Here is a 25,831-nt window from a genome sequence, read left to right as displayed (position 1 = left end):
TAAGATCCGCATTCCCCCATCCGTCAGGAGAATGGAATGCGGATCTCCCTCTTCATCGGCCAGAGCGCCGAACTGAACCCAGAGCAGGCCCCCGGCCTCATCAGTGCCATCCACAAGCAGCCTGCCGACGCCCCTCTGTGGTGTGATTTCCTCGGCCTTCGCGGGGATGAGCAGAGCGACAGACGCCATCATGGCGGCCCGGATCGAGCCCTGCACCATTACCCTGCGGAGCACTACGCCTGGTGGAAAACCTGGCAAACCGCGCTGGGACTGCCTGTACCACGCACACCCTGGCAGCCTGCCGCCTTTGGCGAGAATCTCTCTGGTTCGGGGCTGACGGAGGCGCAGGCCTGCATCGGCGATGTCTATCGACTTGGGGAGGCGCTAATCCAGATAAGCCAGCCCAGATCCCCCTGTTTCAAGCTCAACCAGCGCTTTGGCTATGGCCAGCTCTCCCAGGTGATGCAGCTGAGTGGTCGCTGTGGCTGGCTGCTGCGGGTGCTGGAAGAGGGAAGGGTGGATCCGCAGGGGGAGCTGACACTGGTGGACAGACCCTACCCTGAGCTGACGGTGAAGCGCACCGCCGACATCCTGTTCAACCAGGCCCGCAACGAGGAAGAGCTGCAACTGCTGCTGGAGAACCCGGCGCTCTCTCCCAACTGGCGCCAGCATGCGGCTCATTGGCTGGAACATGGAGTGGTGGCGGATTGGATCCGGCGTTTGCTGGGGCCGACCGAGTTCAGGTTGCCTCGACAGGGCTGAAGGCAGGCGGAAAGATGCCTTGTGGCGATTTTTGCTGCGACTCGCTGAATTATTGAGCGTAAAGCCATTTTTTTAGAGTGAATGCAAAAAAAGGCTTGTGTCGGGTCGGGGCTTTCGGTAAATTCTCGCCCCGCAGACATCGGTGTGTAGCGCAGCTTGGTAGCGCACTTCGTTCGGGACGAAGGGGTCGGAGGTTCGAATCCTCTCACACCGACCACATTTGAAAAGGCCGCTCAATGAGCGGCCTTTTCGCATTTGGTCTGTTGAAGCAAAGCTGACATTTCCATTGCCGATTGCTGCTCCTGCTCCTGCTCCTGCTCCGATCCCCCTCATTTGCCCAACTAAAAGGGCCACCGCTCGGTGGCCCCACTGGTGGAGTCTGATCCTGACTCCGGCACTCTAGATTGTGACAATCTCGTTATGGGTCTTGTCGATGGTGCCCTCCTTGCGCCCCAGGCGCTCATTCAGATATGCCAGTGTTGATGCCGCAATGCCTTGAAACCGTGTTGGGTTTGCAGGGCCGCATGCTTGGGGTACTCACTAATGAAATGTGCTATTCCCTCCATCAGTTGTGAACGCAGCGAAGACACGGGCTCATGCCAGGCTTGCAGGCAGAGATGACCAGGGATCAGCTGCTCTCGATACGCTTCCAGCAGCGATTCCGGCCAGGGCTCGATATGGGAATCGTGACGCAGTAAATAGTGGGCGGCGGGTTCACGGGCATAGATGAACTGAACTTGGGCCAGGTCGCGTTGGCTTAGCGTTTGGCTGCCGATATGGCAAGTCAGATATTTTCCCGTCTTCAGATTCAGGAAGTGACCGCGTTGCCGACAGGCAATGATGCGATACCAGGGCAGGGGTGAACAGAGAGAATACCCCTCCAGCTCCTGTTCCAACCAGTGACGGCACTCTGGGGTCTGCACTTCTTCGCGCATGGCCTCAAGTCGTGTCAGCAAGGCTCTGGATGGTTGGGTAGCCAGTATCGCGCTCATCGTCTGCAATCCTCCCTCTGCACAGAATCCCGACTTTCAGTATGGACCCTGAGCGGAGGAGGGGGTAAGAATTCTAATGATTAAAATCAGCTTAGAAGCGCACTTTTTATGCAATAAAAACCATTAGCCGACGAGGTAGGTGCCCGTGCCGAAGGCGATGTGAGTGCCCTCTTCGTTGTGCAGCTCCATGCGGGCGACTGCGACCTTGCTGCCTGCCCGGATGATGTGGGCGGTGGCGATGAACTCGTTGCCGCGACCGGGACGAAGATAGTCCACCCGCAGATCGATGGTGCCAAGTCGCGAGAAGCGCTCCTTGAGATAGCTGGGGGAGAAGTCCTCCAACTCGTCGATGCAGGAGGCGGCGACTATCATGCCGCCCGCCACATCGAGCAGGCTGGCGGTGACGCCGCCGTGCAGTATGTTGTGGAAAGGGTTGCCGATGAGCTTCTGTTCCATCTTGATGCGCAGCTCCACCTTGTCGAAGTCGTAGTGGGTGACTTGCATGCCGATCAGCTTGTTGAAGGGCATTTTTTCGGCGAACAGGTTGGCTATGCCACTGAGCGCCATCTTCTTGAGCATCTGTTTCATTACTTGAGTCCGCCCTGTCATCAAAGCCGAGTAAAAACTCCAGCCAGTCTGCAACACTTCCTTAACACTCGCAATGGCAGGTTTATTGTGGGCGGCGGCTGCTTTAGAATGGCGACCCCAAAGGAGAGCCCATGACCGTCATTGCCGAAACCCTGCCTGACCCTCAGCCAGAGAATCCCCTTGCCCTGTTGCAGGCGGTGTTTGGCTATCAGCAGTTTCGGCCGGGCCAGCTCGAGATCATCGAGCAGATAGTGGCGGGGCGCGATGCCCTGGTGCTCAAGCCCACCGGCGGCGGCAAGTCGCTTTGCTACCAGATCCCGGCGCTGCTGCGACCCGGGCTCGGGGTGGTGGTCTCCCCCCTCATCTCGCTGATGAAGGATCAGGTCGACACCCTGCGTGCCAACGGCGTGGCGGCGGTCTACATCAACTCGGCCCTGAGCCGGGAGGAGATGATCCAGAACTTTGCCGCCATGCGCCGAGGCGAGATCAAGCTGGTTTATGTTTCCCCCGAGCGTTTGCTGCAGCACGAGTTCATGGACCGGTTGGCGGAGTTGCCCCTCGGCCTGTTCGCCATCGACGAGGCGCACTGCGTCTCCCAGTGGGGGCACGATTTTCGGCCGGAATACGCGGCGCTGGGACGGCTCAAGCAGTGGTTCCCCCAGGTGCCGGTGGTAGCGCTCACCGCCACCGCCGACGAGGCGACCCGCAGCGACATGCTGCACCGGCTGGAACTGAACGATCCCTTCATCCACACCGCCAGCTTCGATCGGCCCAATATCCGCTACAGCCTGGTGGAGAAGTTCAAGGCAGCGGAGCAGCTGCTGCGCTACGTGCAGAGCCAGAAGGGCAACTGCGGCATCGTCTACTGCTCCAGCCGCAATCGGGTGGAGGAGGTGGCCGAGCGGCTCTCCCGTCACGGCTGCAAGGCGGCACCCTATCATGCCGGTCTGCCGCTGGAGCTGCGTCAGCAGACCCAGGAGGCCTTCCTCAAGGATGACATCGAGATCGTGGTGGCGACGGTGGCGTTTGGCATGGGCATCGACAAGCCCAACGTGCGCTTCGTGGTGCACTACGACATCCCGAAGAACATCGAATCCTACTATCAGGAAACCGGCCGTGCCGGGCGTGACGGCACTCCGGCCGAGGCGCTGCTGCTCTACGATCCCGCCGACATCGGGCGGGTGCGCCGGCTGCTCGACAACATCGAAAACCCCCAGCAGCTGCAGGTGGAGCAGTACAAGCTCAACGTGATGGCGGCCTTTGCCGAGGCGCAGACCTGCCGCCGTCAGGTGCTGCTCAACTACTTCGGCGAGTACAACGACAAGCCGTGCGGCAACTGCGACATCTGCCTCGATCCACCCCAGAGTTATGACGGCACCGAAGATGCCCAGAAGGCGCTCTCCTGTGTCTGGCGGGTGGGACAGAATTTCGGGGTGGGTTATGTGGTGGAGGTGCTGCGCGGGTCGCTGAACCAGCGCATCAAGGATCACGGTCACGACAAGCTCTCGACCTACGGCATCGGCAAGGATCAGAGCCACGAATACTGGATGAGCGTCATCCGCCAGCTGATCCACAAGGGATTGCTGACCCAGAACATCACCCGCAATCTGGTGTTGCAGTTGACCGAAGCGGCCCGCCCCGTGCTGCGCGGCGAGGTGAAGCTGGAATTGGCGGTACCCCGCCTGCAGCCCATCTCCAGCCGCAAGGAGAAGCGCAACGGCCTGCTCGACAACGCCAATTATGACAAGCGGCTGTTCAAGGAGCTGCGCGCCCTGCGCAAGAAGATCGCCGAGGATGAAGAGGTGCCGCCCTACGTGGTGTTCAACGATGCGACTCTGGTGGAGATGGCGCAGCTCATGCCGATGACCGAGGAGGAAATGCTAGCGGTCAACGGTGTCGGTCACCGCAAGCTGGAGCGCTTCGGTGAGGCATTTATGGACCTGATCATCGACTACTGCCGCCGGTAGGGTCGGCCCTGGTAGACCTTGTCATCGACCGCAGCAGGCCCAGGCCGGTAGGCTGGCACAACAAACATTGGAAAGGCGCCCGTTGGTCGGCGCCATGCATTATTTGAGGTTGGCGTAATAGGCCGCCAGATTCTCCATGTCCGCCTCGGTCAGCATCGCCATGAAGGGAACCATCAGTGGCTCGGTACGGGAACCCTCCTTGAACGCCTTCATCTGCTTGAGCAAATAGGCCTGGTTCTGGCCCGCGAGGTGGGGGTAGGTCGGGACGCTCGCCTTGCCATCCGCGCCATGACAGGCGGCACAGACCACGGATTTGGCCTTGCCTTCGTCTATGTCGGCCGCCTTGGCCTGATGGCCCCAGGCAAGCGCCAGCAGGGGCAGGGTATAGACCCACTTTTGCATCGTCTTCTCCTTGAAATGAATAATCGTGATCGCCTGTTAGCCTCGACGAGCCGACGGCGGTATAAAGAGTGACACGAGCATACGCAGGGACAACCCTCATCACCATGAAGTTGATCAACACTTTTGCCACCGAACTCCCCTGGGCTTGCGAGCCCGTTGCCCCGCAGCCGCTGCATGGCCCCAGATTGCTGCATCTGAACCGTGCGCTGCTTGGGGAGCTGGGGCTCGGGGAGGTGAGCGAGGCGCAGTGGCTCGCCTGTTGCGGCCAGGGGCAGCCCCTGCCGGGCATGCAGCCGGTGGCTCAGGTCTATGCGGGCCACCAGTTCGGCGGCTACAGCCCGCGTCTCGGGGATGGCCGCGCCCTGCTGCTGGGGGAGCAGCTGGCGCCGGATGGGTGCCGTTGGGACCTGCACCTCAAAGGGGCGGGCAAGACGCCATTCTCCCGCTTCGGCGACGGCCGTGCCGTGCTGCGATCCAGCATTCGCGAGTACCTGGCTTCCGAGGCGCTGCATGCCCTCGGCATTCCCACCACCCGGGCTCTGGTGCTGCTGGGCAGTGACGAGCCTGTCTACCGGGAGCTGGTGGAGAGCGGGGCGACCGTGCTGCGCACCGCGCCGAGCCATCTGCGCTTCGGTCACTTCGAGTATTTCGCCTGGAGCGGGCAGGGGGAGAAGATCCCCGCCCTCATCGACTATGCGCGGCGTTACCACTTCCCCGAGCTGGCCGATGGCGCCGAGCTGTTTGCCGAAGTAGTGCGCCGCACCGCGCGGCTCATCGCCAAGTGGCAGGCGGCGGGGTTCTGTCACGGGGTGATGAACACCGACAACATGTCCCTGCTCGGGTTGACCCTGGATTACGGCCCCTATGGTTTCATCGATGCCTATGTGCCGGACTTCGTCTGCAACCACTCGGATCCGGACGGCCGCTATGCGCTGGATCAGCAGCCTGCGGTCGGATACTGGAACCTGCAGAAGCTGGCGCAGGCGCTGGCCGGCCATGTGGATGGCGACGCGCTCGCGTCGGCCCTGGCCCAGTACGAGCACCAGCTGATGTTGCACTACTCCGAGCTGATGCGCGCCAAGCTGGGGCTGGCGGTGTGGGAAGACGACGATCCGGCGCTGTTCCGCGAGTTGTTCCGGCTGCTGGCGGCGCACAAGGTGGATTACCACCTCTTCCTGCGACGGCTGGGGGAATTGACCGCTCAGGGTGACTGGCCCGCCCGCCTGCTGGCCTTGCTGCCCGATCCTGCCGTCTGGCAGGGGTGGCTTGAGGCCTATCGGGCACGCCTCGCCCGGGAAGGGAGCGAGGATGGCGTGCGTAAGGGGCAGATGGATGCGGTCAATCCCAAGTATGTGCTGCGCAACGCCCTGGCCCAGCAGGTGATAGAGGCGGCTGAACGGGGCGACATGGCGCCGTTCGAGCGGCTGTTTGTGGCCCTGCAGCACCCCTATGATGACCAACCCGAATACGAGGATCTCGCCACTCCGCATCCGGGCTGGTATTGCGGGGGCGAGCTCTCGTGCAGCAGTTGAGGAGCAACGGATGAACTGGCGTATCACGCAGACAGACAGGGAAGCCGGGGTGGTGATGCTGACCTGCCCGGGCCTTGACTGGGACAGCTTCCCGACTCTGGCAGAGTCCCTGTTGCAGGAGTGGGAGCTGGCGGCTCTCGAGCGGGAGTGGGGGGCGGATCGCCACAGCTGGCTGCTGGAGTTTGAAGGCAGCCGCTTTCGGCTCGAGTACGAACATTACAGCGGCTGCTGGATGGCGGCGGTGCAGCCGGATGACGCGGAGGCGCTGCTCTGGCTTGCTCGGCAGTCCCGGGAGTGAGCTTGGCGTGCGATGCGAGTCAATCTCTTGAGATAACCGCATAAAGATTGAACTATCAATTTTGGGGCGTATAATCTCGCCCCTTGATTATCGCCATGGTGGCGATATGGGTTCCCTAACCCCATTAACCAAAAAGGTCACAATATGAACCTGACTCCGGCTCAGTACCAGACGGCACTGATGCGTCTCTCGCTGTTCCACATCCTGATCATTGCCAGCAGCAACTACCTGGTGCAGCTGCCGATCACCATCTTTGGCTTCCACACCACCTGGGGTGCCTTCAGCTTCCCGTTCATTTTCCTGGCCACCGATCTGACGGTGCGGATTTTCGGCGCAGGCCTGGCGCGCAAGATCATCCAGACCGTGATGCTGCCGGCATTGACCGTGTCCTACGTGCTCTCGGTACTCTTCTTCGAAGGGAGCTTCCAGGGGGTGGGCAATCTGGCAGAGTTCAATCTCTTTGTTGCCCGGATCGCGTTAGCCAGCTTTATGGCCTATCTGGTGGGCCAGTTCATGGACGTGGTGGTGTTCAACCGCCTGCGCCTGCTGAAAGCCTGGTGGGTGGCTCCGGCGGCCTCCACCCTGTTCGGCAATCTGGTGGATACCATCGCCTTCTTCAGCATCGCCTTCTGGCGCAGCACGGATCCCTTCATGGCCGAGCACTGGGTCGAGATCGCGACCGTGGATTACGTATTCAAGTTGCTGATAAGTCTTGGGTTGTTTGTGCCGCTTTACGGTGTGCTGCTGCGCTATCTCAGCCGCAAGCTGGTGGGGGAGGCCGGATTGGCTGGCCTGCAAGCTGCTACGCGACAAGCCTGATGAGATTGACCACCCCCATGGGTGGTCAATTTTTTTGCGATCTTCGCAAATAAGGCTTGCACAGTTAAATGAGAATGATTATTGTTACCTTGTTTTCCGGGAAAGACTTCATTTGTTCCAACGTGATGGACTTCTTGTGAAGGCACGACATTGCTCACATTGCTCACATTGCTTCCAGTTAAGGGGCCAGTAGTTTACTGGCCCTCTTTTTTGCGTCTTTTCCGCCATCAGCGGGCATAAAAAATGGGAGCCAGGGCTCCCATTTTCACTCAGCGCTGTTTACTCGATGTCGAGGGCATCGGGGGAGAGGATCACCCCTGTGGTATCGGCATAGAGGTGGTCATCCGGCAGGAAAGTGACGCCGCCGAAGTTGACCGGCAGATCGGTTTCCCCGATATCCTTGCTGTCGGCGCCCACCGGAATGGCGGCCAGGGCCTGAATACCGATGTCGAGATCTTCCAGGATATCGACCTCACGGACGCAACCGTAGCAGACGATCCCTTCCCACTCATTTTCCGCCGCCGTGGTGGCGATCTCGCTGTCGATCAGGGCGCGGCGCATGGAGCCACCGCCGTCGATCAGCAACACCCGACCGACGCCGTTCTCTTTGACGAGTTCACGGATCAGGCCGTTCGATTCGAAGCACTTGACTGTGGTGATGACGCCGCCGAAAGAGGCGCGGCCGCCGAAGGAGCAGAGCATGGGTTCAAGTACATCCACCATGTCCTGATAGATGTCGCACAGTTCTGAAGTGTTGTATTCCATTGTGTCAGATCCACCGCTGGAAACAGGTGGATCCAGTATAAGGAGTGGGGTTGGCATTTCAACGACTATTCCTTGCCCAGTGGCGGGAAATGCCGTTTTTGCGCGAAAGCGGCCCCGCGTCATGGCAGGCGCCGCAGACGGTCAGCCTCGGGCCCTAGAGCAAGAACAGGGTCGCCAGCCCCAGGAAGATGAAGAAGCCGCCGGTGTCGGTGATGGCGGTGATCATCACGCTGGCACCCACCGCCGGGTCGCGCCCCAGCCGGCTCATGGTCATGGGGATGATGACCCCCATCAGGGCAGCCACCAGCAGGTTGAGGATCATGGCGAGCGTCATCACGCCCCCCAGCGCCGCATCCTGATAGAGCAGGAAGGTGGCGATGCCCATGATGCCGCCCCACACCAGGCCGTTGATCAGGGCCACCCCCAGCTCGCGCCACAGCAGGAAGGAGACGTTGCCTGTCTGGATGTGCTGCAGCGCCAGCGCCCGCACTATCATGGTGATGGTCTGGTTGCCGGTGTTGCCGCCGATGCCGGCGACGATGGGCATCAGCGCCGCCAGCGCCACCAGCTGGGAGATGGTGTGCTCGAACAGGCCGATTACCCGCGATGCCACGAAGGCGGTGCAGAGGTTGATGGCGAGCCAGGCCCAGCGGGTCTTGACCGCCTTGGAGACGGGGGCGAACACGTCTTCTTCCTCGCTGATCCCCCCCATGCGGCGCAGGTCGGTGTCGCTCTCTTCATAGACCAGGTCCACCACCTCGGCGACGGTGAGCCGTCCCATCAGCTTGCCCCTGGCATCCACCACGGCGGCGGAGACCAGGTCGTCCCGCTCGAAGGTGCGGGCGGCGGCCTCGTCGTTGTCTTCCGGATCGAAGGTGACCGGATCCTTCTCCATCGCGTCGCTCACCAGGGTTTCGGGCTTGTGCAGCAGCACGGCGGTGAGGGGCAGCTCCCCTTGCAGCCGGTTGCGCCGATCGGTGACGAACAGCTTGTCGGTGTTCTCGGGGATCTGGCCGCGCAGGCGCAGATAGCGCTGGACGGTGGCCAGGGTCACGTCGGGCCGCACCGTGATGAGCTCGAAGTCCATCATGGCGCCGACCGTGTGCTTGCCGTAGCGGATCACCTCCCGCACCTTGTCCCTGTCCACCGGCGCCATGGAGGTGAGCAGCCGTCCCATCAGGTTGCGGGGCAGGTACTGACCCAGGTAGATCTGGTCGTCGATGTCGAGGGTGCTCAGGGCGTGCAGCAGCTCCTTGTCGCTCATGCCGCTGATGAGGCTGTCCCACACCGTCTCCGACGCTTCCACCAGGATCTGGCCGTGCTTGTCTGCATCCACCTGCTGCCACAGCACGTGGCGCTCGTCCGGCGGCAGGGACTCCAGCGCATCGGCGATATCGGCGGCGGGCAGGCTGTTGACCAGCCGGGTCAGCTCGCTGGTCTGGTCCCGAAGCGCTGCGTCCTGCTCCCCTTGCGGGTCGAGCAGGCTCTCGGTGAGGGCGTCATCGGCCAGCAGCAGCGTGAGGATGCGGGCTCTGTCGTGTTCACGCTGTTTGGCGCTGTTCTTGGGGGGGAGAGACATGAAGCAGAATTCCTGAATTCGGTGATCCGGCGGACAGTCCCCATAGGATACCAGACTCAAAACAAGAGGTTATGACAGTAAATGCAGAAAAAGAAACGCCACCCGAGGGTGGCGTTGGAATGGATGCAGCGATCAGGCCGAGGCCAGGGCCGCGTCGGCGGCGCCTCCTTGCCCGAACCAGGCAAGCTGGTCCGCCAGGGTCACCACCGAACCCACCATGATGAGGGCCGGGCTCTCGACGCCCACCGCCAGCGCGGGCAACTGATCGAGGGTACCGCGAATGACCCGCTGGCTCGGCTGGGTGCCGCGCTCGATGAGCGCCACCGGGGTGTCTCCCCCCTTGCCGTGGGCCAGCAATTGCTCGCGGATGGTGGCGCAGGATGAGAGTCCCATGTAAAACACCAGGGTCTGTTTGTCTTTGGCCAGCAGCGGCCAGTCGAGATCCTGGGCGCCCCCCTTGCCATGGGCGGTGACGAAGCGCACGCTCTGGGCGTGGTCGCGGTGGGTGAGCGGAATACCGGCGTAGGCGGCGCAGCCGCTGGCCGCGGTGATCCCCGGCACCACCTGAAAACCGATGCCGCTGCCGACCAGCGTCTCCAGCTCCTCGCCGCCACGGCCGAAGATGAAGGGGTCGCCCCCCTTCAGCCGCACCACCCGCTGGCCCTTCTTCGCCTCTTCCAGCAAGAGCTGGTTGATCCCCTCCTGCGGCACGCAGTGGTTACCCGCCTGCTTGCCGACGAAGATGCGTTTGGCGTCGCGGCGCACCAGCGCCATCACCTCGTCCGAGACCAGCCGGTCATAGACCACCACGTCCGCCTGCTGCATCTGGCGCAGGGCGTGCAGGGTGAGCAGACCCGGATCGCCGGGGCCGGCTCCCACCAACACCACTTCGCCAGCGGTGTGGCTTTCGTCGGCAAACAGATTGTCGGCCAGTTGGTGGGCAGAGGCGTGATCCCCCCGCGCCAGCGCCTGCCCGAGCCGGTCCGCCCCGAGCAGCCGTTCCCAGAAGCGGCGCCGCTCCCCCATGGTGGCGAAGCGGGCCTTGACCCGCTCCCGCAGGCTGCCGGCGAAGGCCGCGACGGCGCCCAGATGCTGGGGCAGCAGGGCCTCGAGTTTTTCCCGCAGCAAGCGAGCCAGCACAGGCGCCTTGCCACCGGAGGAGATGGCCACCATCAGGGGCGAGCGATCGATGATCGACGGCATGATGAAGCTGGAGCGTTTCGGGTCATCCACCACGTTGGCAAAGATCCGCGCCATATTGGCGCTCTGGTAGACCAGGGCATTCACCTCGCGCCGATCGGTGGCGGCTACCACCAGCCACTTGCCCGTCAGTTGCTGCGGCGCAAATTCACCGGCCAGCCACTCGATGGTCCCGTTGGCAGCCAGTTCCGCCAGCTCGGGGTCGAGATCGGGCGCGACCACGGTGAGCTGGGCTCCGGCATCCAGCAGCAGGCGCGCCTTGCGCTCTGCTACCTCGCCGCCGCCGACCAGCAGCACGGGTTTGTTGTCGAGTCGGCAAAAGATGGGCAAGTAGTCCATGGGGCCTCCTGATCAGGCGGTTTGGGTCTGGCTGGCAGTGGTGGTGGTCTCGCTCACCGCGACCGGGCGCTCAGCCTTGGGGGTGGCATACCAGTAGCCGAGGCCCATAAAGAGGGCGCCGGAGACGGTGTTGCCCAGGGTTACCCACAGCAGGTTGTGGCCGATGCCGCCCAGGGTGTAGGCCTCGGAGTGGGCACCGAACCAGGAGAGGGCAAACAGGGTCATGTTGGCGACTGAGTGCTCGTAGCCGGAGGCGATGAAGGCCAGCAGACACCACCAGATGGCGATGAACTTGGCGGCACCCTCGGTGCGCAGCGCCATCCAGATGGCGAGGCAGACCAGCCAGTTGCACAGCACGCCCTTCATGAACAGGGTCAGCGCCGGTGCCTGGGTCTTGGCCAGCGCCACCTTGTGCGCCAGGCTGCCCGCGTCCGGCAGCAGGCTGCCGCCGTAGGAGTAGATCAGCGCCACCGCGATGGAGCCGAGCAGGTTGCCAGCCCAGGTCTGCGGCAGGATGCGCAGCAGGTCGGCCATGACGATCTTGCCGCTCTTCACCCCGAAGGTGAGGAACATGGTGTGGCCGGTGAACAGCTCGGAGCCTGCGATGATGACCAGGGTCAGGGCGATGCCGAAGGTGGCCCCCATCACCAGCGGACGGATGCTCGGGTCCACCAGGTTGCCCAGGGTGAAGATGAGGATGATGCCGAGGCCCACATAGGCCCCCGCCATGGCGGAGCTGAGCCAGAAGCCGAGCTTGTCGCTGCGCTCGAAGCGATTGATGCGGGCCGCGTTGGCTGCGCACTTGTTGATGGTTTCGGTATACATCTTTGTTTCCTTCAAGAGGGCCGCCCGCGGGCAGCCCTGACTGTTTTTTAACCCCCTCCCTGCCTCCCCCTTGTCAAGGGGGAGGGGCTTTTTGCTCCCTCCCCTGTGAAGGGGAGGGCCGGGGTGGGGTCTGGTGTTAGACGGCGATCCAGACCTGCTGGTCGCGCACTTCAACGGGGTAGCTCTGCACCGACATGGCGGGGTTGTCGAAACAGTGGCCGTCGCTCAGGCGAAAGCGCTGCTTCTTGAGCGGGCTGGCCACCCAGAGCTCGCCGTCGTGTTCGCAAATCAGGCCCCGCGACAGCACATTGGCGGCGAAGAAGGGATCCCGGTTGTCGATGGCGAACACCTCGGCGGCCGCGCTCGGGCGGAACAGAGCGATCTGACGACCCTCGATCAGAGCGCAGACGCCGGTGCCCGGCAGGATGTCGTTGAGTTGGCAGGCAAGTTTCATCATTTGGTTTCCACCTCGATCTGGTAGACGGGGATGCGCTCGGCCGGAGTGGCGGGTCTGTGCTGGTCGCGTTCGCTGACGAACTGCACGTCCGGGTCGCGCTTGTCGCTGTTGATGAAGTGGCTGAAACGCTTGAGCGCTTCCTCTTCGTTGAGGGTGCGCGACCATTCGCACTCGTAGCTGTCGATGAGGGTCTGGATATCGCGCTCCAGCGTCTCGGCCAGTCCCAGCTTGTCGTCGACGATCACTTCGCGCAGGTAGTCGACGCCCCCTTCCAGATTGCCGAGCCAGACCGAGGTGCGCTGCAGTTTGTCGGCGCTGGTGACGTAGAACATCATGAAACGGTCGATCAGCTTGATGAGGGTCTCGCGGTCGAGGTCAGACGCCAGCAGATCGGCGTGGCGCGGCTTCATGCCACCGTTGCCGCCCACATAGAGGTTCCAGCCCGCATCGGTGGCGATGATGCCGACATCCTTGCCCTGTGCTTCCGCACATTCACGGGTGCAGCCGGAGACGCCGAACTTCATCTTGTGGGGGGTACGAATGCCCTTGTAGCGGTTCTCGAGGAAGACCCCGAGGCCGACGCTGTCCTGCACGCCGAAGCGGCACCAGGTGCTGCCGACGCAGGTCTTGGCCATGCGCAGCGCCTTGGCGTAGGCCTGACCGGTCTCGAAGCCCGCTGCCAGCAGCTTGCGCCAGATGGCGGGCAGATCATCCTTCTGGGCCCCGAACAGGCCGATGCGCTGGGCGCCGGTGATCTTGGTGTAGAGCTTGTAGTCGCGGGCCACTTCGGCCACCGCCAGCAGCCCTTCCGGGGTCACCTCGCCACCGGCCATGCGCGGGATGACGGAGTAGGTCCCGTCCTTTTGCATGTTGCCGAGGAAGATGTCGTTGGTGTCCTGCAGAGGTGTGTTAAGCGGGCTCAACACGTAGTCGTTCCAGCAGGAGGCGAGGATGGAGCCGACCGTCGGTTTGCACACCTCGCAGCCATGGCCCTGGCCATGTTTGGCCAGCAGCTCGTCGAAGCTCTTGATCCCCTCCACCTTGACCAGGTGGAACAGCTCCTGACGGGAGTGGGGGAAGTGGGCGCAGAGGTGGTTGTTGACCTCGATGCCCTGTTTCACCAGTTCGGCGTTGAGCACCTGACTGATGAGCGGCACGCAGCCGCCGCAGCCGGTACCGGCCTTGGTCTGCTGCTTGATGGCTGCCAGGGTGGTGTGGCCCTCGGCCACCGCCTTGGCGATGTCGCCCTTGGAGACGTCGAAGCAGGAGCAGATCTGGGCGCTTTCCGGCAGGGCATCCACCCCCAGGGTCGGCTTGGCACCGGCGTAGGCGGGCAGGATCAGGGTGTCCGGGTGGCTCGGCAGGGGCAGGGCGTTGAGCATCATCTGCAGCAGGTTGCCGTAATCCTCCACGTCACCCACCAGCACGGCGCCGAGCAATCGGCTGTTGTCTTCGCTCACCACTATCTTCTTGTAGACGCCGGCCTGGTCGTCCTGGAACACATAGCTGTGGCTGCCCGGGGTGCGGCCGTGGGCATCGCCGATGGAGCCGACGGAGACGCCGAGCAGCTTGAGCTTGGCGCTCATGTCCGCCCCTTCGAAGCGGCTGTCGCCGCCCTGCAGGTGGTCGACGGTGATCTGGGCCATCTTGTAGCCCGGTGCCACCAGGCCGAAGAAGCGACCCTGCCAGGCGGCGCACTCGCCGATGGCATAGATGTCGGAATCGGAGGTGAGGCAGTGATCGTCGATGACGATGCCGCCGCGCTCGGCGATGGCGAGATCGCCGTAGCGACCGAGGGTGTCTTGCGGGCGGATGCCGGTGGAGAAGACCACCACGTCCACTTCCAGCTGGCTGCCGTCGGCGAAGGCGAGGCGGTGTTTCGCCTGCTCGCCGCCATGCATCAGGATCTCGCTGGTGCTCTTGCTGGTGTGTACCTGCACACCCATGGATTCAATCTTGCGGCGCAGCAGCTGGCCGCCCTGACCGTCGAGCTGCTCGGCCATCAGTACCGGAGCAAACTCCACCACATGGGTCTCGAGACCCAGCGCCTTGAGGGCGCCGGCCGCCTCTAGGCCAAGCAGGCCGCCCCCGATCACCACCCCGCTCTTGCCGCTCTTGGCCGCGCTGCGGATGGCTTTGAGATCCTCGATGGTGCGATAGACGAAGCACTCGTGGTGCTGGCTGCCCGCAATGGGCGGCACCCAGGGGTAGGAGCCGGTGGCCAGCACCAGCTTGTCGTACCCGACCACAGTGCCCTTGTTGGAGTGCACTTCGCGGTTGGTCCTGTCGATTTTTTTCACCGCTTCGCCGAGCAGCAACCGAATGCCGTGCTTGTCGTAGAAGCCGGGTTTGACGAGGGAGAGATCTTCGCTGGTGTGATGGGAGAAGTAGGAGGAGAGATGGACGCGATCGTAGGCGGGACGGGGTTCTGCACCGAAGACGGTGATCTCGTAGCGGCCCGGATCGGACCGCTCGATCAGCTCTTCGATGAAGCGGTGCCCCACCATGCCGTTGCCCACAACGACCAGTCTGACTTTGCTCATAGTTGCCTCAAGTTTGGAGTAATAAAACATCATTCTGAGGCTAGGCTACCCAGTCGGCAGGGGCAGACGATTGATGCAAATCAAGTGTCTATTTATATATCTCCTCAGGGGTAATTCGAGAAAATTCAGAACTATACAAAAATAGGTATACCAGTTAATGATTTCTGCGTTAGCTCGGGGTGAGGGATGGTGGAGGGTAAGCCCGGTTTACCAACTGCCGGGGAGTGAAAACTTATGTCGGAAAAAGGCCGGTCTCGCACTGGGCGAGACCGGCATCAGCTGAACAAGGTGGCGCGTCAGGCAATATGGCGGCGGAACATGGCGAGCGCCAGCGACAGGGTGACGCCGGCGATGGCGAGCAGCGGCCAGAGCAGGGGCCAGGCGGCCGACCAGTCGAACCCCTTGAGGAAGACCCCCTTGAGCAGCACGATGAAGTGGGTGAGGGGGTCGATGGCCGCCAGCCACTGGAACACCTGGGGCATGTTCTCCACCGGCGAGATGTAGCCCGAGAGGATCACCGCCGGGACGGTGAAGGAGAAGACCCCGAGAAAGGCCTGCTGCTGGGTCGAGCAGAACGACGAGATGAAGAGCCCGATCCCGGCCAGTGCCAGCCCGTAGCAGACCATGCCCGCCATCAGCAGGCTGAGGCTGCCGGCAAAGGGGAGGTTGAAGACAAAACGGGCGGCCAGCGCGACTATGCACCCTTGTCCCACCGCCACCATGATGCCGGGCACCGCCTTGCCCGCCATGATCCAGCCTGCGGTGAGGGGCGAGACCAGCAGCTGATCGAAGGTGCCCTCCTCCCGCTCCCGCGCCACCGAGAGGGCGGTGACAATCAGACAGCCGGTGGTGGTGATGATGGCTACCAGTGCCGGCAGGATATGCCAGTGGAACTCAACGTTGGGGTTGTAGAGGTTGCGTACCGCCAGCTCGGGTTGCCCCTTGCCCTCACTTTGCCAGCGGGCGATCACCTGACTGATGTAGCCCGCCGCCACCTGACCGCCGTTGGAGCGGCGGCCGTCGATAATCAGCTGCACCTTGGCCGGTTCGCCCCGCGCCAGCCGGCGCGAGAAATCCCCCGGAATAATCAGCCCGAGCAGCGCCTGTTGCCCGGTGATGGCCTCGGTCATGCCCGCCTCGCCTTGCACCGGGATGATGGTGGTGAAGGCGGGCATATGGGTGAGGCGCTCCAGCAGCTCGCGGCTCTGGGCTCCGCCATCCTGGTTGTAGATGGCCAGCGTGTTGCCGGTCACCTCCAGAGTGGCGGCGAACGGGAAGAGGGCGGTTTGCAGCAGCACCGGCATGATGAGCAGAAAGCGCCCCTGGGTATTGCCCATCAGGGCCTGCAGCTCTTTTCGGATCAGCCACCAGAGTCGGATCAGCATGGGTTACTCCAGAGTGCGCCGCGTCTTGCGGGCGGTCAGGGCCAGCCAGAAACCGGCCAGCAGCAGCAGACAGAAACCGTTGACCAGCAGGATCGAGAAGACGCTGCCCGCCTGATAGAGGGTCTGCAGGGAGCTCGCGAAGTAGCGGGCCGGAATGAGGTGAGTGATGGCCCGAAGCCAAGGTGGCATGCTGGCGATCTCGAACACGAAGCCCGACAGCATCACGGCGGGCAGAAAGGCGGCGATCAGCGCTGCCTGCGCGGCATTGAACTGGCTGCGCATCACGGTGGAGAGGAACAGGCCGAGCCCGAGGGCGCTGCCGAGAAAGACGCTGGTGACCAGAAAGAGCAGCAGCAGGGAGCCGCGCCACGGCACCGCCATCACCGCCACCGAGAAGAGCAGGCAGAGCAGCATGGCAATGATGCCAAGGCCATAGTAGGGCAACAGCTTGGAGAGCAGCAGCTCCCCCTTGGTGACCGGGGTGGCGAGCAGCGCCTCCATGGTGCCGCGCTCCCACTCCCGCGCCACCACCAGCGAGGTGAGCAGGGCACCTATGATGGTCATCACCACCGCAATGGAGCCCGGCACCAGAAAGTTGCGGCTCACCAGCGCCGGATTGAACCAGGCGCGGCTCTCTATCGACACCGGCATGGCGACCCCCTCGCCAGCAAGCCACCCCTGCCAGATCCCCTGCACATAGTTGGTGACGAAGTTGGCGGTGTTGGGCTCGGAGCCGTCGGTCAGCAGCAGCGCCTGCGGCGTGCCATTACCCTGACCGGCCAGCGCGCGGGAGAAGCCGTCATCGATCACCAGCAGGCCGCGGATCTCGCCGCGGGCCAGACTGGCGAGCAGGGACTCCTTGCTCGGGCCGCTGTGGATCTCCAGTGCGGTAGAGCCGCGCAGGGCCTGCTCCAGCCGCACCGCCGGGGCGCCGCTGTCGGTACGCCAGATGCCGAGGCGCAGATGGTCCACATCCAGATTGATGGCGTAACCCATCACCACCAGCAGCACCACCGGCATGATGAAGGCAATGAGGATGCTGCTCGGATCTCGGACGATTTGCAGCGTCTCCTTGCGGCAGAGGGCCAGCAGTCGCCGACGGTTGATGCTCATGCGTCCTCCTCGCTGGCCCGCTCGACCAGGGTGATAAAGGCCTCTTCCATTGTTGGCAAAGAACAGGTCGGCAAGGAGCCGGTTTGCAAAGGGATCGCCGCCTCTTTGGCAGCCAGCCCCTTGAGATCGTCCGGGGTGCCGAGGGCCAGCAGCTTGCCGCGATAGATGAGGGCGATGCGGTCGCAATACTCCGCCTCGTCCATAAAGTGGGTGGTGACCAGCACGGTGACGCCGTGGTCGGCCAGCGCGTTGATGTGCGACCAGAACTCGCGCCGGGTCACCGGATCGACCCCGGATGTGGGCTCGTCGAGGAACAGCAGTGGCGGCTCGTGCAGCAGGGCGCAGGCCAGCGATAAGCGCTGGCGCAGGCCGAGCGGCAGGGATTCCGCCTTCTGATCGAGCCAGGGGGCGAGGGCAAAAGCGGTCACCATGGCGTCGATCCGCGTCTGCTGGTGGCGGCCGAACAGGCCGTAGATACCGGCGAAGAAGGAGAGGTTCTGGGCCACGGTGAGCTGCTTGTAGAGGGAGAACTTCTGCGCCATGTAGCCGAGACGCTGGCGCGCTGCCGAGGGGCTGTGGGCCAGATCGATGCCGGTCACCAGCGCCTGTCCCTCGCTCGGGCGTAGCAGGCCGCACTCCATCTTGAAGGTGGTGGACTTGCCCGCCCCGTTGGGGCCGAGCAGGCCGAAGATCTCGCCGCGGCGCACCGCAAAGCTGACATCATCGGTGGCGGCAAAATCGCCGAAGCGTTTGGTGAGGTGGCGCGCCTCGATCACTGCCTCGGGGGAGACCCCTTGCGGCAGTTCGGCTTCTCGCATCCCGGCTGCCAGGCTCGACTCTCCGCCTGGGCCGCCGCCGAGCAGGTCGATAAAGGCATCCTCCAGCCGGGGCTGGGCCGGTTGAAAAGCGCCGTTGGCGAGATGCAGCTCTGCCAGCGGTGGGGGCGTCATGCCCGGGTGCAGCAGCAGGCGCACCCGCTCCCCCGCTACCGCGCCATCCATCACCGCCGGGTGAGCCAGTGCCCGGCGCAGCAGGGCGCGTCGCTCGCGGCCATCCAGTTGCCCCGCCTCCAGCAGCCAGCAGCGGCTGGCCATGGCCCCCATCAGATCGGCTGGCGTGCCGCTGGTGCGCACCTCGCCATCCGCCATCAGCAGCACGTGGTCGCACAGCTCCGCCTCATCGAGATAGGCGGTGCTCCAGAGCACCGTCATTCCCCCCTTGGCCAGTTCGCGCACCATCTGCCAGAGGGCGCGGCGGGAGATGGGATCGACCCCGACCCCCGGTTCGTCGAGCAGCAGCACATCCGGGGTGCCGAGCAGGGCGCAGGCCAGCCCGAGTTTCTGCTTCATCCCGCCAGAGAGCTTGCCGGCTGGCCGCGCGGTGAAGCGGGCAAGATCGGTGAAGGCGAGCAGCCGCGCGAAGGTGGGCGTGCGTTCGGGCTCCAGTACGCCGCGCAAGTCAGCGTAGAGGGTGAGGTTCTCCAGCACGCTGAGATCCTCGTAGAGGCCGAACTGCTGGGGCATGTAGCCGAGGCGCTGGCGCAGCAGATCCCCCTCGCTCACTGGATCCAGCCCCAGCACCCGGATGGTGCCCGCTTCGGGGATCAGCAGACCGGCCAGCAGGCGCAGCAGGGTGCTCTTGCCCGCGCCGTCGGGGCCCACCAGCCCGGTGATGCCGCCAGCCGGAATGGTGGCGGAGATGGCGTTGAGGGCGACCCGCTCGCCAAAGCGTTTGGTGAGCCCCTCAAGGGAGATGGCGCTGTTCATGGCGCGAGCCTGACGGTGACCGGTATCCCTTGGCGCAGGGCCGGGTCGGGATCCTGTACCACGATGCGCAGCCGGTAGACGAGGTGGGTGCGAAGATCCGGCGTTTCCACGGATTTGGGGGTGAACTCGGCGGTGGGAGAGACAAAGCCCACCACCCCGTGATAGGGCTGATCCGGCCGCGAGTCGGTGGTGAGGGTCACCTTGGCGCCGCTCGGGAAGTGGCCGAGCCAGGGCTCCTCCACATAGGCGCGCACCCAGACCGGCGCGGTCAGGGAGAGGTTGAAGGCGGTCGCTCCGCTCTGCACCATGCTGCCGTTCTCGATGGCGCGGCTGATGATGATGCCGTCGCTGGGGGCGGTCAGGCTGGCATCGGCCAGCGCCAGCTCGGCACTGGCGAGCGCCGCTTTGGCCCCTTCCAGCTGGGCATCGGACTGGGCGATTTCCTCCGGGCGGTAGCCGGTTTCGAGCTGGGCGAGCTGTTCGCGTGCCGAGCGTACCTGCGCCTGGGTCTGATCCCGCTGGGAGCGGGCGGTATCGAGCTGACCACGGGAGATGGCGCCGGTGGCGGCCAATGCGCTCTGGCGGCGCCACTGCTGGTTGGCCTCCAGTGCAGCGGCTTCGGCGGCGGCAAGTGCGGCCCGGGCGCGGTCGGTCTCTTCGCTGCGATAGCCTTTGTGGATCAAGGCGTTGGCGGCAGTGAGCGCAGCCAGATTGGCCAAGGCGCTGTCGCGGCTGTGGGTGAGGGGCGCCGGATCGAGGCGGGCCAGCAGTTGACCCGCTTTCACGCTATCCCCCTCATCGACCAGCACCTGATCGACGCGTCCGCCGACCCGAAAGGCCAGATTGACGTCGCGAATATCGACGTTGCCGTAGAGGATGGAGCCGTCGGCGGGGCGCCCCTGCCACCAGAGGTAGCCACCGATAACGGTTAGCAGCAGGGCCAGGATTGCAATGCGTTGCTTCATACCGCTTCTCCTTGAGGATGGCTCTGCAACCAGAGGTCACCACCGAGAACGGCCAGCAGCAGAGCTAGCATCGCGATGCGTTGTTTCATGCCGTTTCTCCTTCTTTCATGTCGGTGGGGCGCAGGCCGCGCAGGGCCCATACCAGCCGCTGTCTGGCGGCCTCGGGGTTGTCTATCTGGCTGAGAAAGGGGGCGGCCTGTTCAGGCAGCCAGCCGAGCTGACGACCGCTGCCGGCGATCACCAGCGGCAGGCCGACCGACCCCATGATGAAGATCATCAGCTGGAGCGGGTGACCCGCGACCAGCGACCCTTCCGCCTGTGCCATCCGTACCTGCTCGATCAGCAGCAGGGGGTGGCGGCGAGGCAGGCTGAGCAGAAAGCGCTGGGCCGCCCCTTCCCCCGCCAGCGCATCGCCAAACAGGTGGTTGATGAAGCCGCGCTGGCGGGCCACCAGCCCGATCAGCGCCTCCATGGTGGCCTCGAACATGGCGATGGCAGAGGGGTAGGAGCCTTTGGCTGCCACCGCCTTGAGCTCGTCATAGAGGGGGGCGTACCAGAGCTCCACCAGCTCGTCGATAAAGGCGTCGCGGTTGCCGAAGTGGTAGACGAAGGAGCCGAGGTTCACCTCGGCCGCCGCCGCCAGCTCGCGCACCGTGAGGCCGCGCAGCCCCTTCTCGGTGGCGATGGCGAGGCCGGTATCGAGCAGTTTCTGACGGGTGGGGTGCATCTGGCTGGCGCTCCTGGTGTATGCATTTTGTACGCAATTATACGACCGTATAAAAAATGCGGAAGCGGGCGGCAGGATCTTTTTGCCCGCAATGTGATCCGCCCCGCTCTGAGGGGCCGTGATCCCCGTCCGGCAGGGGGAAGGATCCACCACTTGTGCCCAAGCCACAGGCATGTCGGTGTGACGGGGTGGTGACAGGCGCTTCAGGCCCCGGGTGCGGGTGCCCGGGCCACAAGAGGCTGGTGATGGAGCCGGGAGCTGCCTGACCCGGATCAGGGGGTGTCGGTGGTCCCGGTGTGATAGGGGGGCCGGGCACAGGTGTCCCGTATCAGGGCGCGCAGCCAGCGGTGGCCCGGATCGGCATCCTGACTGGGGTGCCAGAGCAGGGCGACCCGGATCCCTGGCAGAGCGAAGGGCAGGGGCAGGGTGACCAGATCGCCGAGCAGGCTGGCGCAGTGCAGGTGCGGCACCGTCGCCACCAGATTGCTCTCCCTGACCAGGGCCAGCGCCGTCGCAAACCCGGGTACCAGGGTGGTGATGGTGCGTCTTTTCCCCTGGCCTGCGAGGATCTCGTCGATGGGGCTGTGAGGCTGGCCCCGGCGGGAGACCAGCACGTGGCGCGCGGCGGCATAGCGCGCCACGGTCAGGGTGCCGTCGCAGAGGGGGTGGTCCGGGTGCACCACGGCGACGAAGTGGTCCTGGAACAGGGCCTGGGTGCGCAGCTCAGGGGCCGTGGTGGCGCCGATCACCCCGGTCTCGAAGTCCAGCTCGCCACGGCGCAGGGGGCCGCTCTCCTTGTCGGGTTTGGCCAGAAAGTGCAGCCGCACCCCGGGGGCCTCGACGGCGAGGCGCGCCAGCAGGGCGGGGCCCACCGCCTACACGAAGCCGTCACTGGATCGCAGGCGGAAGGTGCGCTCCAGGCTCGCCGGGTCTACTTCCTGCTGGGGGCGCAGCACGGCCCGGGTCTCCTGAACCAGGCGGGCAACCTCATCCCGCAGGATCTGCGCCCGGGGTGTGGGGATCAGGCCGCGTCCCGCCCGCACCAGCAGCGGATCCCCCGTGGTATCCCGCAGCCTTGCCAGGGCCCGGCTCATGGCGGAAGCACTCAGGCCTAGCCGTCTGGCGGCGCCCGCCACACTGCCCTCTTCCAGCAGGGCATCCAGGGTGATCAGCAGGTTGAAATCCGGGGTCATGGTCGTCTCCTCGCAGGCGGCGCCTGACGGGCCGACCCCTTCATGATACGCGAGTTGCCGTCTCTTCATATGGCGTCTGATGCAACTATAAGCTGCAATCCGTGCGTCTTCCGCCTTGTCATCTCCCCCGCTAGCCTGAGTGCATCATCACTTGCCGGAGAGACTGCCATGTCCACACCACTTCTTGTTCCCCCTCCCGTGACGCGCCGTCTTGGTCTCGCGGGGCTCGGGCTCGCCACCCTGCTGCCCATGCTGGCGGGCAGCATGGCCAACCTGGTGCTGCCTGCCCTGGGGCAGGACTTCGGCGTGCCCTTCGCCAGCCTGCAATGGGTGCTGGTGGCCTACCTGCTTGGGATCACCAGTCTGACGGTGGTGGCGGGCCGGCTCGGGGATCGTCTGGGGCGGCGTCGCCTGCTGCTCTGGGGGACCGGGGTCTTTGCGCTGGCTTCCCTGCTGTGCGCCCTGGCCCCTTCCATCAGCTGGCTCATTGCAGCTCGCACCCTGCAAGGGGCGGGTGCGGCCTGCATGCTGGTGCTCTCGCTGGCCATGGCAGGAGAGCTGGTGCCGCCAGCCCGACGGGGCTGGAGCATGGGATTGCTCGGCACCCTGTCGGCCTGCGGCACGGCGCTCGGCCCCTCCTTCGGCGGCCTGTTGATCGGCGGATTTGGCTGGCAGGCACCCTTCCTGCTGCTGTTCCCCCTGGCGTTGCTGGCGCTGGGGTGTGCCTGGCGGGATCTGCCCCGGGATGAGGCGGGCTCTGCCGAGGGAGGCCTCCCGCTCACCAGTCTGTTGCTGCTGGTGACGGCGCTGCTCTGCTACGGGCTGGCACTGACCCGGGGCAGCCCACTCGGGGTCTGGCCGGGGATAGGGGCGCTCGTCGCCATGGTGCTCTTCGTGCGTGCCGACTCGGGCGCCCGTCGCCCCCTGCTGCCTCTGGCGCTGTTGGGGGCGTCCAGGCGAAGAGGCGGGATCATCGCCAGTGCGCTGGTGGCCAACGTCATGGTGGCGACGCTGCTGATCGGTCCTTTCTACCTTCACGGCGCCTTTGCCCTCGACATGGGGACGGTGGGGCTGATGATCTCCATGGGCCCCCTGCTGGCGGCGCTGTCCGGCATGCCCGCTGGCTGGTTGGTGGACAGGGTGGGGGCGAACCCTGTGGTGCGCCTCGGCCTGGGACTCATGGTGGTGGCCGCCGTCTTGCTGGCCTTGCTGGACAGGGCGCTCGGGCCCCTCGGCTACCTGCTGCCCATCCTGCTGCTCACCGCCGGTTATGCCCTGTTCCAGACCGCCAACAACAGCGCCGTGGTGGGGGAGGCGGAGGGGGCGAGCCGTGGCGCCGTGGCCGGGCTGCTGACCCTGTCGCGCAACCTGGGCCAGCTGACGGGGGCGGCGGGGCTGGGGGGCCTGTTCGCCGCCCTGGTAGGGCGGCCCGATCTCGCCCTCGCGACGGCGGACGAGCTGGCGTTTGCCACCCGGGTCACCTTCGCCCTGACGGCCTTGCTGCTGATGAGTGCGCTCTGGTTGGCGGGAAGGGAGGAGCGTGCCGTGCAGGGTGATGTGGCCCGGGACGGCTGCGAGTCGGGAGAACGCTGAAAACGAAGACGCCTCCACAGGGGAGGCGTCTTGCTATGGGATTGAGCAGGATAGTAAACCGCTCAGCTCCTTGTTATCGATCAACCTGTTACAGAATGAAGCGGCTCAGATCCTCGTCTTCAATCAGCTTGCCGAGGTGGGCGTTGACGTAGTCGGTGTTGATGACGAAGGTCTCGCCTGACTTCTCGGAGGCGTCGTAGGAGATGTCTTCCATCAGCCGCTCCATCACGGTGTGCAGACGACGGGCGCCGATATTCTCGGTGCGCTCGTTGACCTGCCAGGCCGCTTCGGCCAGACGGCGGATGCCATCCTGGGTGAACTCGATGTTGACCCCTTCGGTGGCCATCAGCGCCTTGTACTGATCGGTCAGGGAGGCGTTCGGCTCGGTCAGGATGCGCTCGAAGTCTTCGGTGGTCAGGGCGGTCAGCTCGACCCGGATCGGCAGACGGCCCTGCAGCTCGGGGATGAGGTCGGACGGCTTGGCGATCTGGAAGGCACCGGAGGCGACAAACAGGATGTGATCGGTCTTGACCATGCCGTGCTTGGTGTTGACGGTGCAGCCCTCGACCAGCGGCAGCAGGTCGCGCTGAACCCCTTCACGGGAAACGTCCGGGCCTGAGCTCTCGCCGCGCTTGCAGATCTTGTCGATCTCGTCGAGGAAGACGATGCCATTGTTCTCGACGGAGGCGATGGCCTTCTGCTTCAGCTCTTCCGGGTTGACCAGGCGGGCCGCTTCCTCTTCGATCAGCGCCTTCATGGCCTCCTTGACCTTGATCTTGCGCTTCTTCTTCTGGTTCTGGCCCAGGTTCTGGAACAGCCCCTGCAACTGGTTGGCCATCTCTTCCATGCCCGGCGGGGTCATGATTTCGACACCCATGGGGGAGGCGGCCAGATCCAGCTCGATCTCCTTGTCATCCAGCTGACCTTCCCGCAGTTTCTTGCGGAAGATCTGGCGGGTGTTGGAGTTGTCGGCTTTCTCTTCCTCACCCCAGCTGTTGCGCGGGTTGGGCAGCAGTGCGTCGAGGATGCGCTCTTCGGCGGCTTCCTCGGCGCGGTATTTCATCTTCTCCATCTCGGTCTCGCGCACCAGCTTGATGGCGACATCGGTCAGATCGCGGATGATGCTGTCCACTTCCTTGCCCACATAGCCCACTTCGGTGAACTTGGTCGCTTCCACCTTGATGAAGGGGGCGTTGGCCAGCTTGGCCAGGCGACGGGCGATCTCGGTCTTGCCGACGCCGGTCGGGCCGATCATCAGGATGTTCTTCGGGGTCACCTCGTGGCGCATCTCCTCGGAGAGCTGCATCCGGCGCCAGCGGTTGCGCAGGGCGACGGCGACCGCGCGCTTGGCGTCGGCCTGACCAATGATGTGTCTGTCCAGCTCGTGGACGATTTCTCTCGGGGTCATCTCGGACATGGTGGCGTTCCTGTATCCGGGGCGGGCAGGGCCCACCCCTTGGAAAATGGGGTGTCTGGCAAGGCGGCCTTATTTGGCTGCGTAGTCCAGTACTTCGATGGTGTGGTTGCCGTTGGTGAAGACGCAGATGTCGCCCGCAATCTTGAGGGACTTCTCGACAATGCTCTTGGCGTCGAGCTCGGTGTTCTCCAGCAGGGCGATGGCGGCGGACTGGGCAAAGTTGCCGCCGCTGCCGATGGCGATGAGATCGTGCTCCGGCTGCACCACGTCACCGTTGCCGGTGATGATGAAGGATTTGTGCTCGTCGGCGACGGCCAGCAGCGCTTCGAGGCGGCGCAGGGCGCGATCGGTGCGCCAGTCCTTGGCCAGCGCCACGGCGGCGCGCTCCAGGTTGCCCTGATGGGCCTGCAGTTTGGCTTCGAAGCGCTCGAGCAGGGTGAAGGCGTCGGCGGTGCCGCCGGCGAAACCAGCCAGTACCTTGCCGTTGTAGAGGCGATGAACCTTGCGGGCGTTGCCCTTCATGACGGTGTTGCCAAGAGAAACCTGGCCATCGCCACCGATGACGACCTGACCGTTGCGGCGAACTGAAACTATGGTAGTCACT

Annotated in this window: 22 protein-coding genes, 1 tRNA gene and 1 pseudogene; 7 read left to right on the top strand and 17 right to left on the bottom strand. The window is 64.3% G+C overall.

The annotated features are described in order from the left end of the window. Positions 1–36 precede the first annotated feature (36 nt). On the top strand, positions 37–762 hold the full coding sequence (locus tag I6L36_RS11865) for an MOSC domain-containing protein (RefSeq protein ID WP_053288003.1): 726 nt from the start codon (positions 37–39) through the stop codon (positions 760–762). 140 nt (positions 763–902) lie between these two features. Next, a tRNA-Pro gene (locus I6L36_RS11860) sits at positions 903–979 on the top strand. Positions 980–1,226: 247 nt separating this feature from the next. On the opposite strand, the gene I6L36_RS11855 is transcribed toward I6L36_RS11860, so the two are convergent. Further along, complete coding sequence (locus tag I6L36_RS11855) at positions 1,227–1,754, bottom strand: hypothetical protein (protein ID WP_010676052.1); 528 nt, start codon at positions 1,752–1,754, stop codon at positions 1,227–1,229. A gap of 123 nt (positions 1,755–1,877) precedes the next feature. Then, positions 1,878–2,342, bottom strand: coding sequence for a thioesterase family protein (locus I6L36_RS11850; RefSeq protein WP_039039661.1), 465 nt, complete (start codon positions 2,340–2,342; stop codon positions 1,878–1,880). A gap of 131 nt (positions 2,343–2,473) precedes the next feature. On the opposite strand from I6L36_RS11850, the gene recQ reads away from it, so the two are divergent. Then, complete coding sequence (recQ, locus tag I6L36_RS11845) at positions 2,474–4,309, top strand: ATP-dependent DNA helicase RecQ (RefSeq protein WP_053288004.1); 1,836 nt, start codon at positions 2,474–2,476, stop codon at positions 4,307–4,309. 99 nt (positions 4,310–4,408) lie between these two features. Here the strand turns inward: recQ and I6L36_RS11840 are convergent, their stop codons facing one another. Then, entirely contained in the window at positions 4,409–4,711 is a 303-nt protein-coding gene (locus I6L36_RS11840; protein WP_053288005.1) for a cytochrome c, read from the bottom strand. A gap of 104 nt (positions 4,712–4,815) precedes the next feature. On the opposite strand from I6L36_RS11840, the gene I6L36_RS11835 reads away from it, so the two are divergent. From I6L36_RS11835 to I6L36_RS11825, 3 genes are all read left to right on the top strand, one after another. Further along, a complete protein-coding gene (locus I6L36_RS11835; RefSeq protein ID WP_053288006.1) occupies positions 4,816–6,243 on the top strand; it encodes a YdiU family protein in 1,428 nt (475 codons plus the stop codon). A 10-nt stretch (positions 6,244–6,253) separates the two neighbouring features. Next, on the top strand, positions 6,254–6,541 hold the full coding sequence (locus I6L36_RS11830; RefSeq protein WP_053288007.1) for a DUF3630 family protein: 288 nt from the start codon (positions 6,254–6,256) through the stop codon (positions 6,539–6,541). 144 nt (positions 6,542–6,685) lie between these two features. After that, on the top strand, positions 6,686–7,360 hold the full coding sequence (locus I6L36_RS11825; protein ID WP_010676046.1) for a 7-cyano-7-deazaguanine/7-aminomethyl-7-deazaguanine transporter: 675 nt from the start codon (positions 6,686–6,688) through the stop codon (positions 7,358–7,360). A gap of 279 nt (positions 7,361–7,639) precedes the next feature. Here I6L36_RS11825 and rraA read toward each other — a convergent pair whose 3' ends face one another. The 12 genes and pseudogenes from rraA to I6L36_RS11765 form a co-directional block, all read right to left on the bottom strand. Beyond that, positions 7,640–8,125 carry a ribonuclease E activity regulator RraA gene (rraA, locus tag I6L36_RS11820; protein ID WP_010676045.1) on the bottom strand — a complete coding sequence of 162 codons (486 nt, stop codon included), beginning with the start codon at positions 8,123–8,125 and terminating at the stop codon, positions 7,640–7,642. 154 nt (positions 8,126–8,279) lie between these two features. Next, complete coding sequence (gene mgtE, locus I6L36_RS11815; RefSeq protein ID WP_053288008.1) at positions 8,280–9,704, bottom strand: magnesium transporter; 1,425 nt, start codon at positions 9,702–9,704, stop codon at positions 8,280–8,282. 132 nt (positions 9,705–9,836) lie between these two features. After that, positions 9,837–11,243 (bottom strand): siroheme synthase CysG, encoded by a 1,407-nt coding sequence (cysG, locus tag I6L36_RS11810; RefSeq protein ID WP_053288009.1) that lies wholly within the window; start codon positions 11,241–11,243, stop codon positions 9,837–9,839. Between the two features lie 12 nt (positions 11,244–11,255). Further along, entirely contained in the window at positions 11,256–12,068 is an 813-nt protein-coding gene (nirC, locus tag I6L36_RS11805; protein ID WP_053288010.1) for a nitrite transporter NirC, read from the bottom strand. Positions 12,069–12,204: 136 nt separating this feature from the next. Then, positions 12,205–12,522 (bottom strand): nitrite reductase small subunit NirD, encoded by a 318-nt coding sequence (gene nirD, locus I6L36_RS11800; protein ID WP_053288188.1) that lies wholly within the window; start codon positions 12,520–12,522, stop codon positions 12,205–12,207. Next, positions 12,522–15,068, bottom strand: coding sequence for a nitrite reductase large subunit NirB (gene nirB, locus I6L36_RS11795; RefSeq protein WP_053288011.1), 2,547 nt, complete (start codon positions 15,066–15,068; stop codon positions 12,522–12,524). The genes nirD and nirB overlap by 1 nt, the downstream gene beginning before the upstream one ends. 296 nt (positions 15,069–15,364) lie before the next feature. Further along, positions 15,365–16,453 carry an ABC transporter permease gene (locus tag I6L36_RS11790; protein ID WP_053288012.1) on the bottom strand — a complete coding sequence of 363 codons (1,089 nt, stop codon included), beginning with the start codon at positions 16,451–16,453 and terminating at the stop codon, positions 15,365–15,367. Between the two features lie 3 nt (positions 16,454–16,456). Beyond that, complete coding sequence (locus I6L36_RS11785; protein ID WP_005342544.1) at positions 16,457–17,566, bottom strand: ABC transporter permease; 1,110 nt, start codon at positions 17,564–17,566, stop codon at positions 16,457–16,459. Then, positions 17,563–19,332 carry an ATP-binding cassette domain-containing protein gene (locus tag I6L36_RS11780; RefSeq protein ID WP_053288013.1) on the bottom strand — a complete coding sequence of 590 codons (1,770 nt, stop codon included), beginning with the start codon at positions 19,330–19,332 and terminating at the stop codon, positions 17,563–17,565. The genes I6L36_RS11785 and I6L36_RS11780 overlap by 4 nt, the downstream gene beginning before the upstream one ends. Next, a complete protein-coding gene (hlyD, locus tag I6L36_RS11775) occupies positions 19,329–20,297 on the bottom strand; it encodes a secretion protein HlyD (RefSeq protein WP_053288014.1) in 969 nt (322 codons plus the stop codon). Before hlyD ends, I6L36_RS11780 begins: the two co-directional genes overlap by 4 nt. A gap of 85 nt (positions 20,298–20,382) precedes the next feature. Next, complete coding sequence (locus I6L36_RS11770; protein WP_010676034.1) at positions 20,383–21,024, bottom strand: TetR/AcrR family transcriptional regulator; 642 nt, start codon at positions 21,022–21,024, stop codon at positions 20,383–20,385. 272 nt (positions 21,025–21,296) lie between these two features. After that, positions 21,297–22,217: pseudogene (locus tag I6L36_RS11765) on the bottom strand (LysR family transcriptional regulator). A gap of 168 nt (positions 22,218–22,385) precedes the next feature. Between I6L36_RS11765 and I6L36_RS11760 the strand changes: the two are divergent. After that, positions 22,386–23,810 carry an MFS transporter gene (locus tag I6L36_RS11760; RefSeq protein WP_216986696.1) on the top strand — a complete coding sequence of 475 codons (1,425 nt, stop codon included), beginning with the start codon at positions 22,386–22,388 and terminating at the stop codon, positions 23,808–23,810. Positions 23,811–23,898: 88 nt separating this feature from the next. Here I6L36_RS11760 and hslU read toward each other — a convergent pair whose 3' ends face one another. Continuing rightward, positions 23,899–25,227, bottom strand: a complete 1,329-nt coding sequence (hslU, locus tag I6L36_RS11755) for an HslU--HslV peptidase ATPase subunit (protein ID WP_010676031.1) — start codon at positions 25,225–25,227, stop codon at positions 23,899–23,901. A 69-nt stretch (positions 25,228–25,296) separates the two neighbouring features. After that, on the bottom strand, positions 25,297–25,830 hold the full coding sequence (gene hslV / locus I6L36_RS11750) for an ATP-dependent protease subunit HslV (RefSeq protein ID WP_041214255.1): 534 nt from the start codon (positions 25,828–25,830) through the stop codon (positions 25,297–25,299). Between the last annotated feature and the right edge of the window lies 1 nt (position 25,831).

It is taken from the genome of Aeromonas sp. FDAARGOS 1406 (assembly GCF_019048565.1).
GTDB classification, from domain to species: domain Bacteria; phylum Pseudomonadota; class Gammaproteobacteria; order Enterobacterales; family Aeromonadaceae; genus Aeromonas; species Aeromonas caviae.
This window is presented reverse-complemented; position numbering and strand designations above follow the sequence as displayed.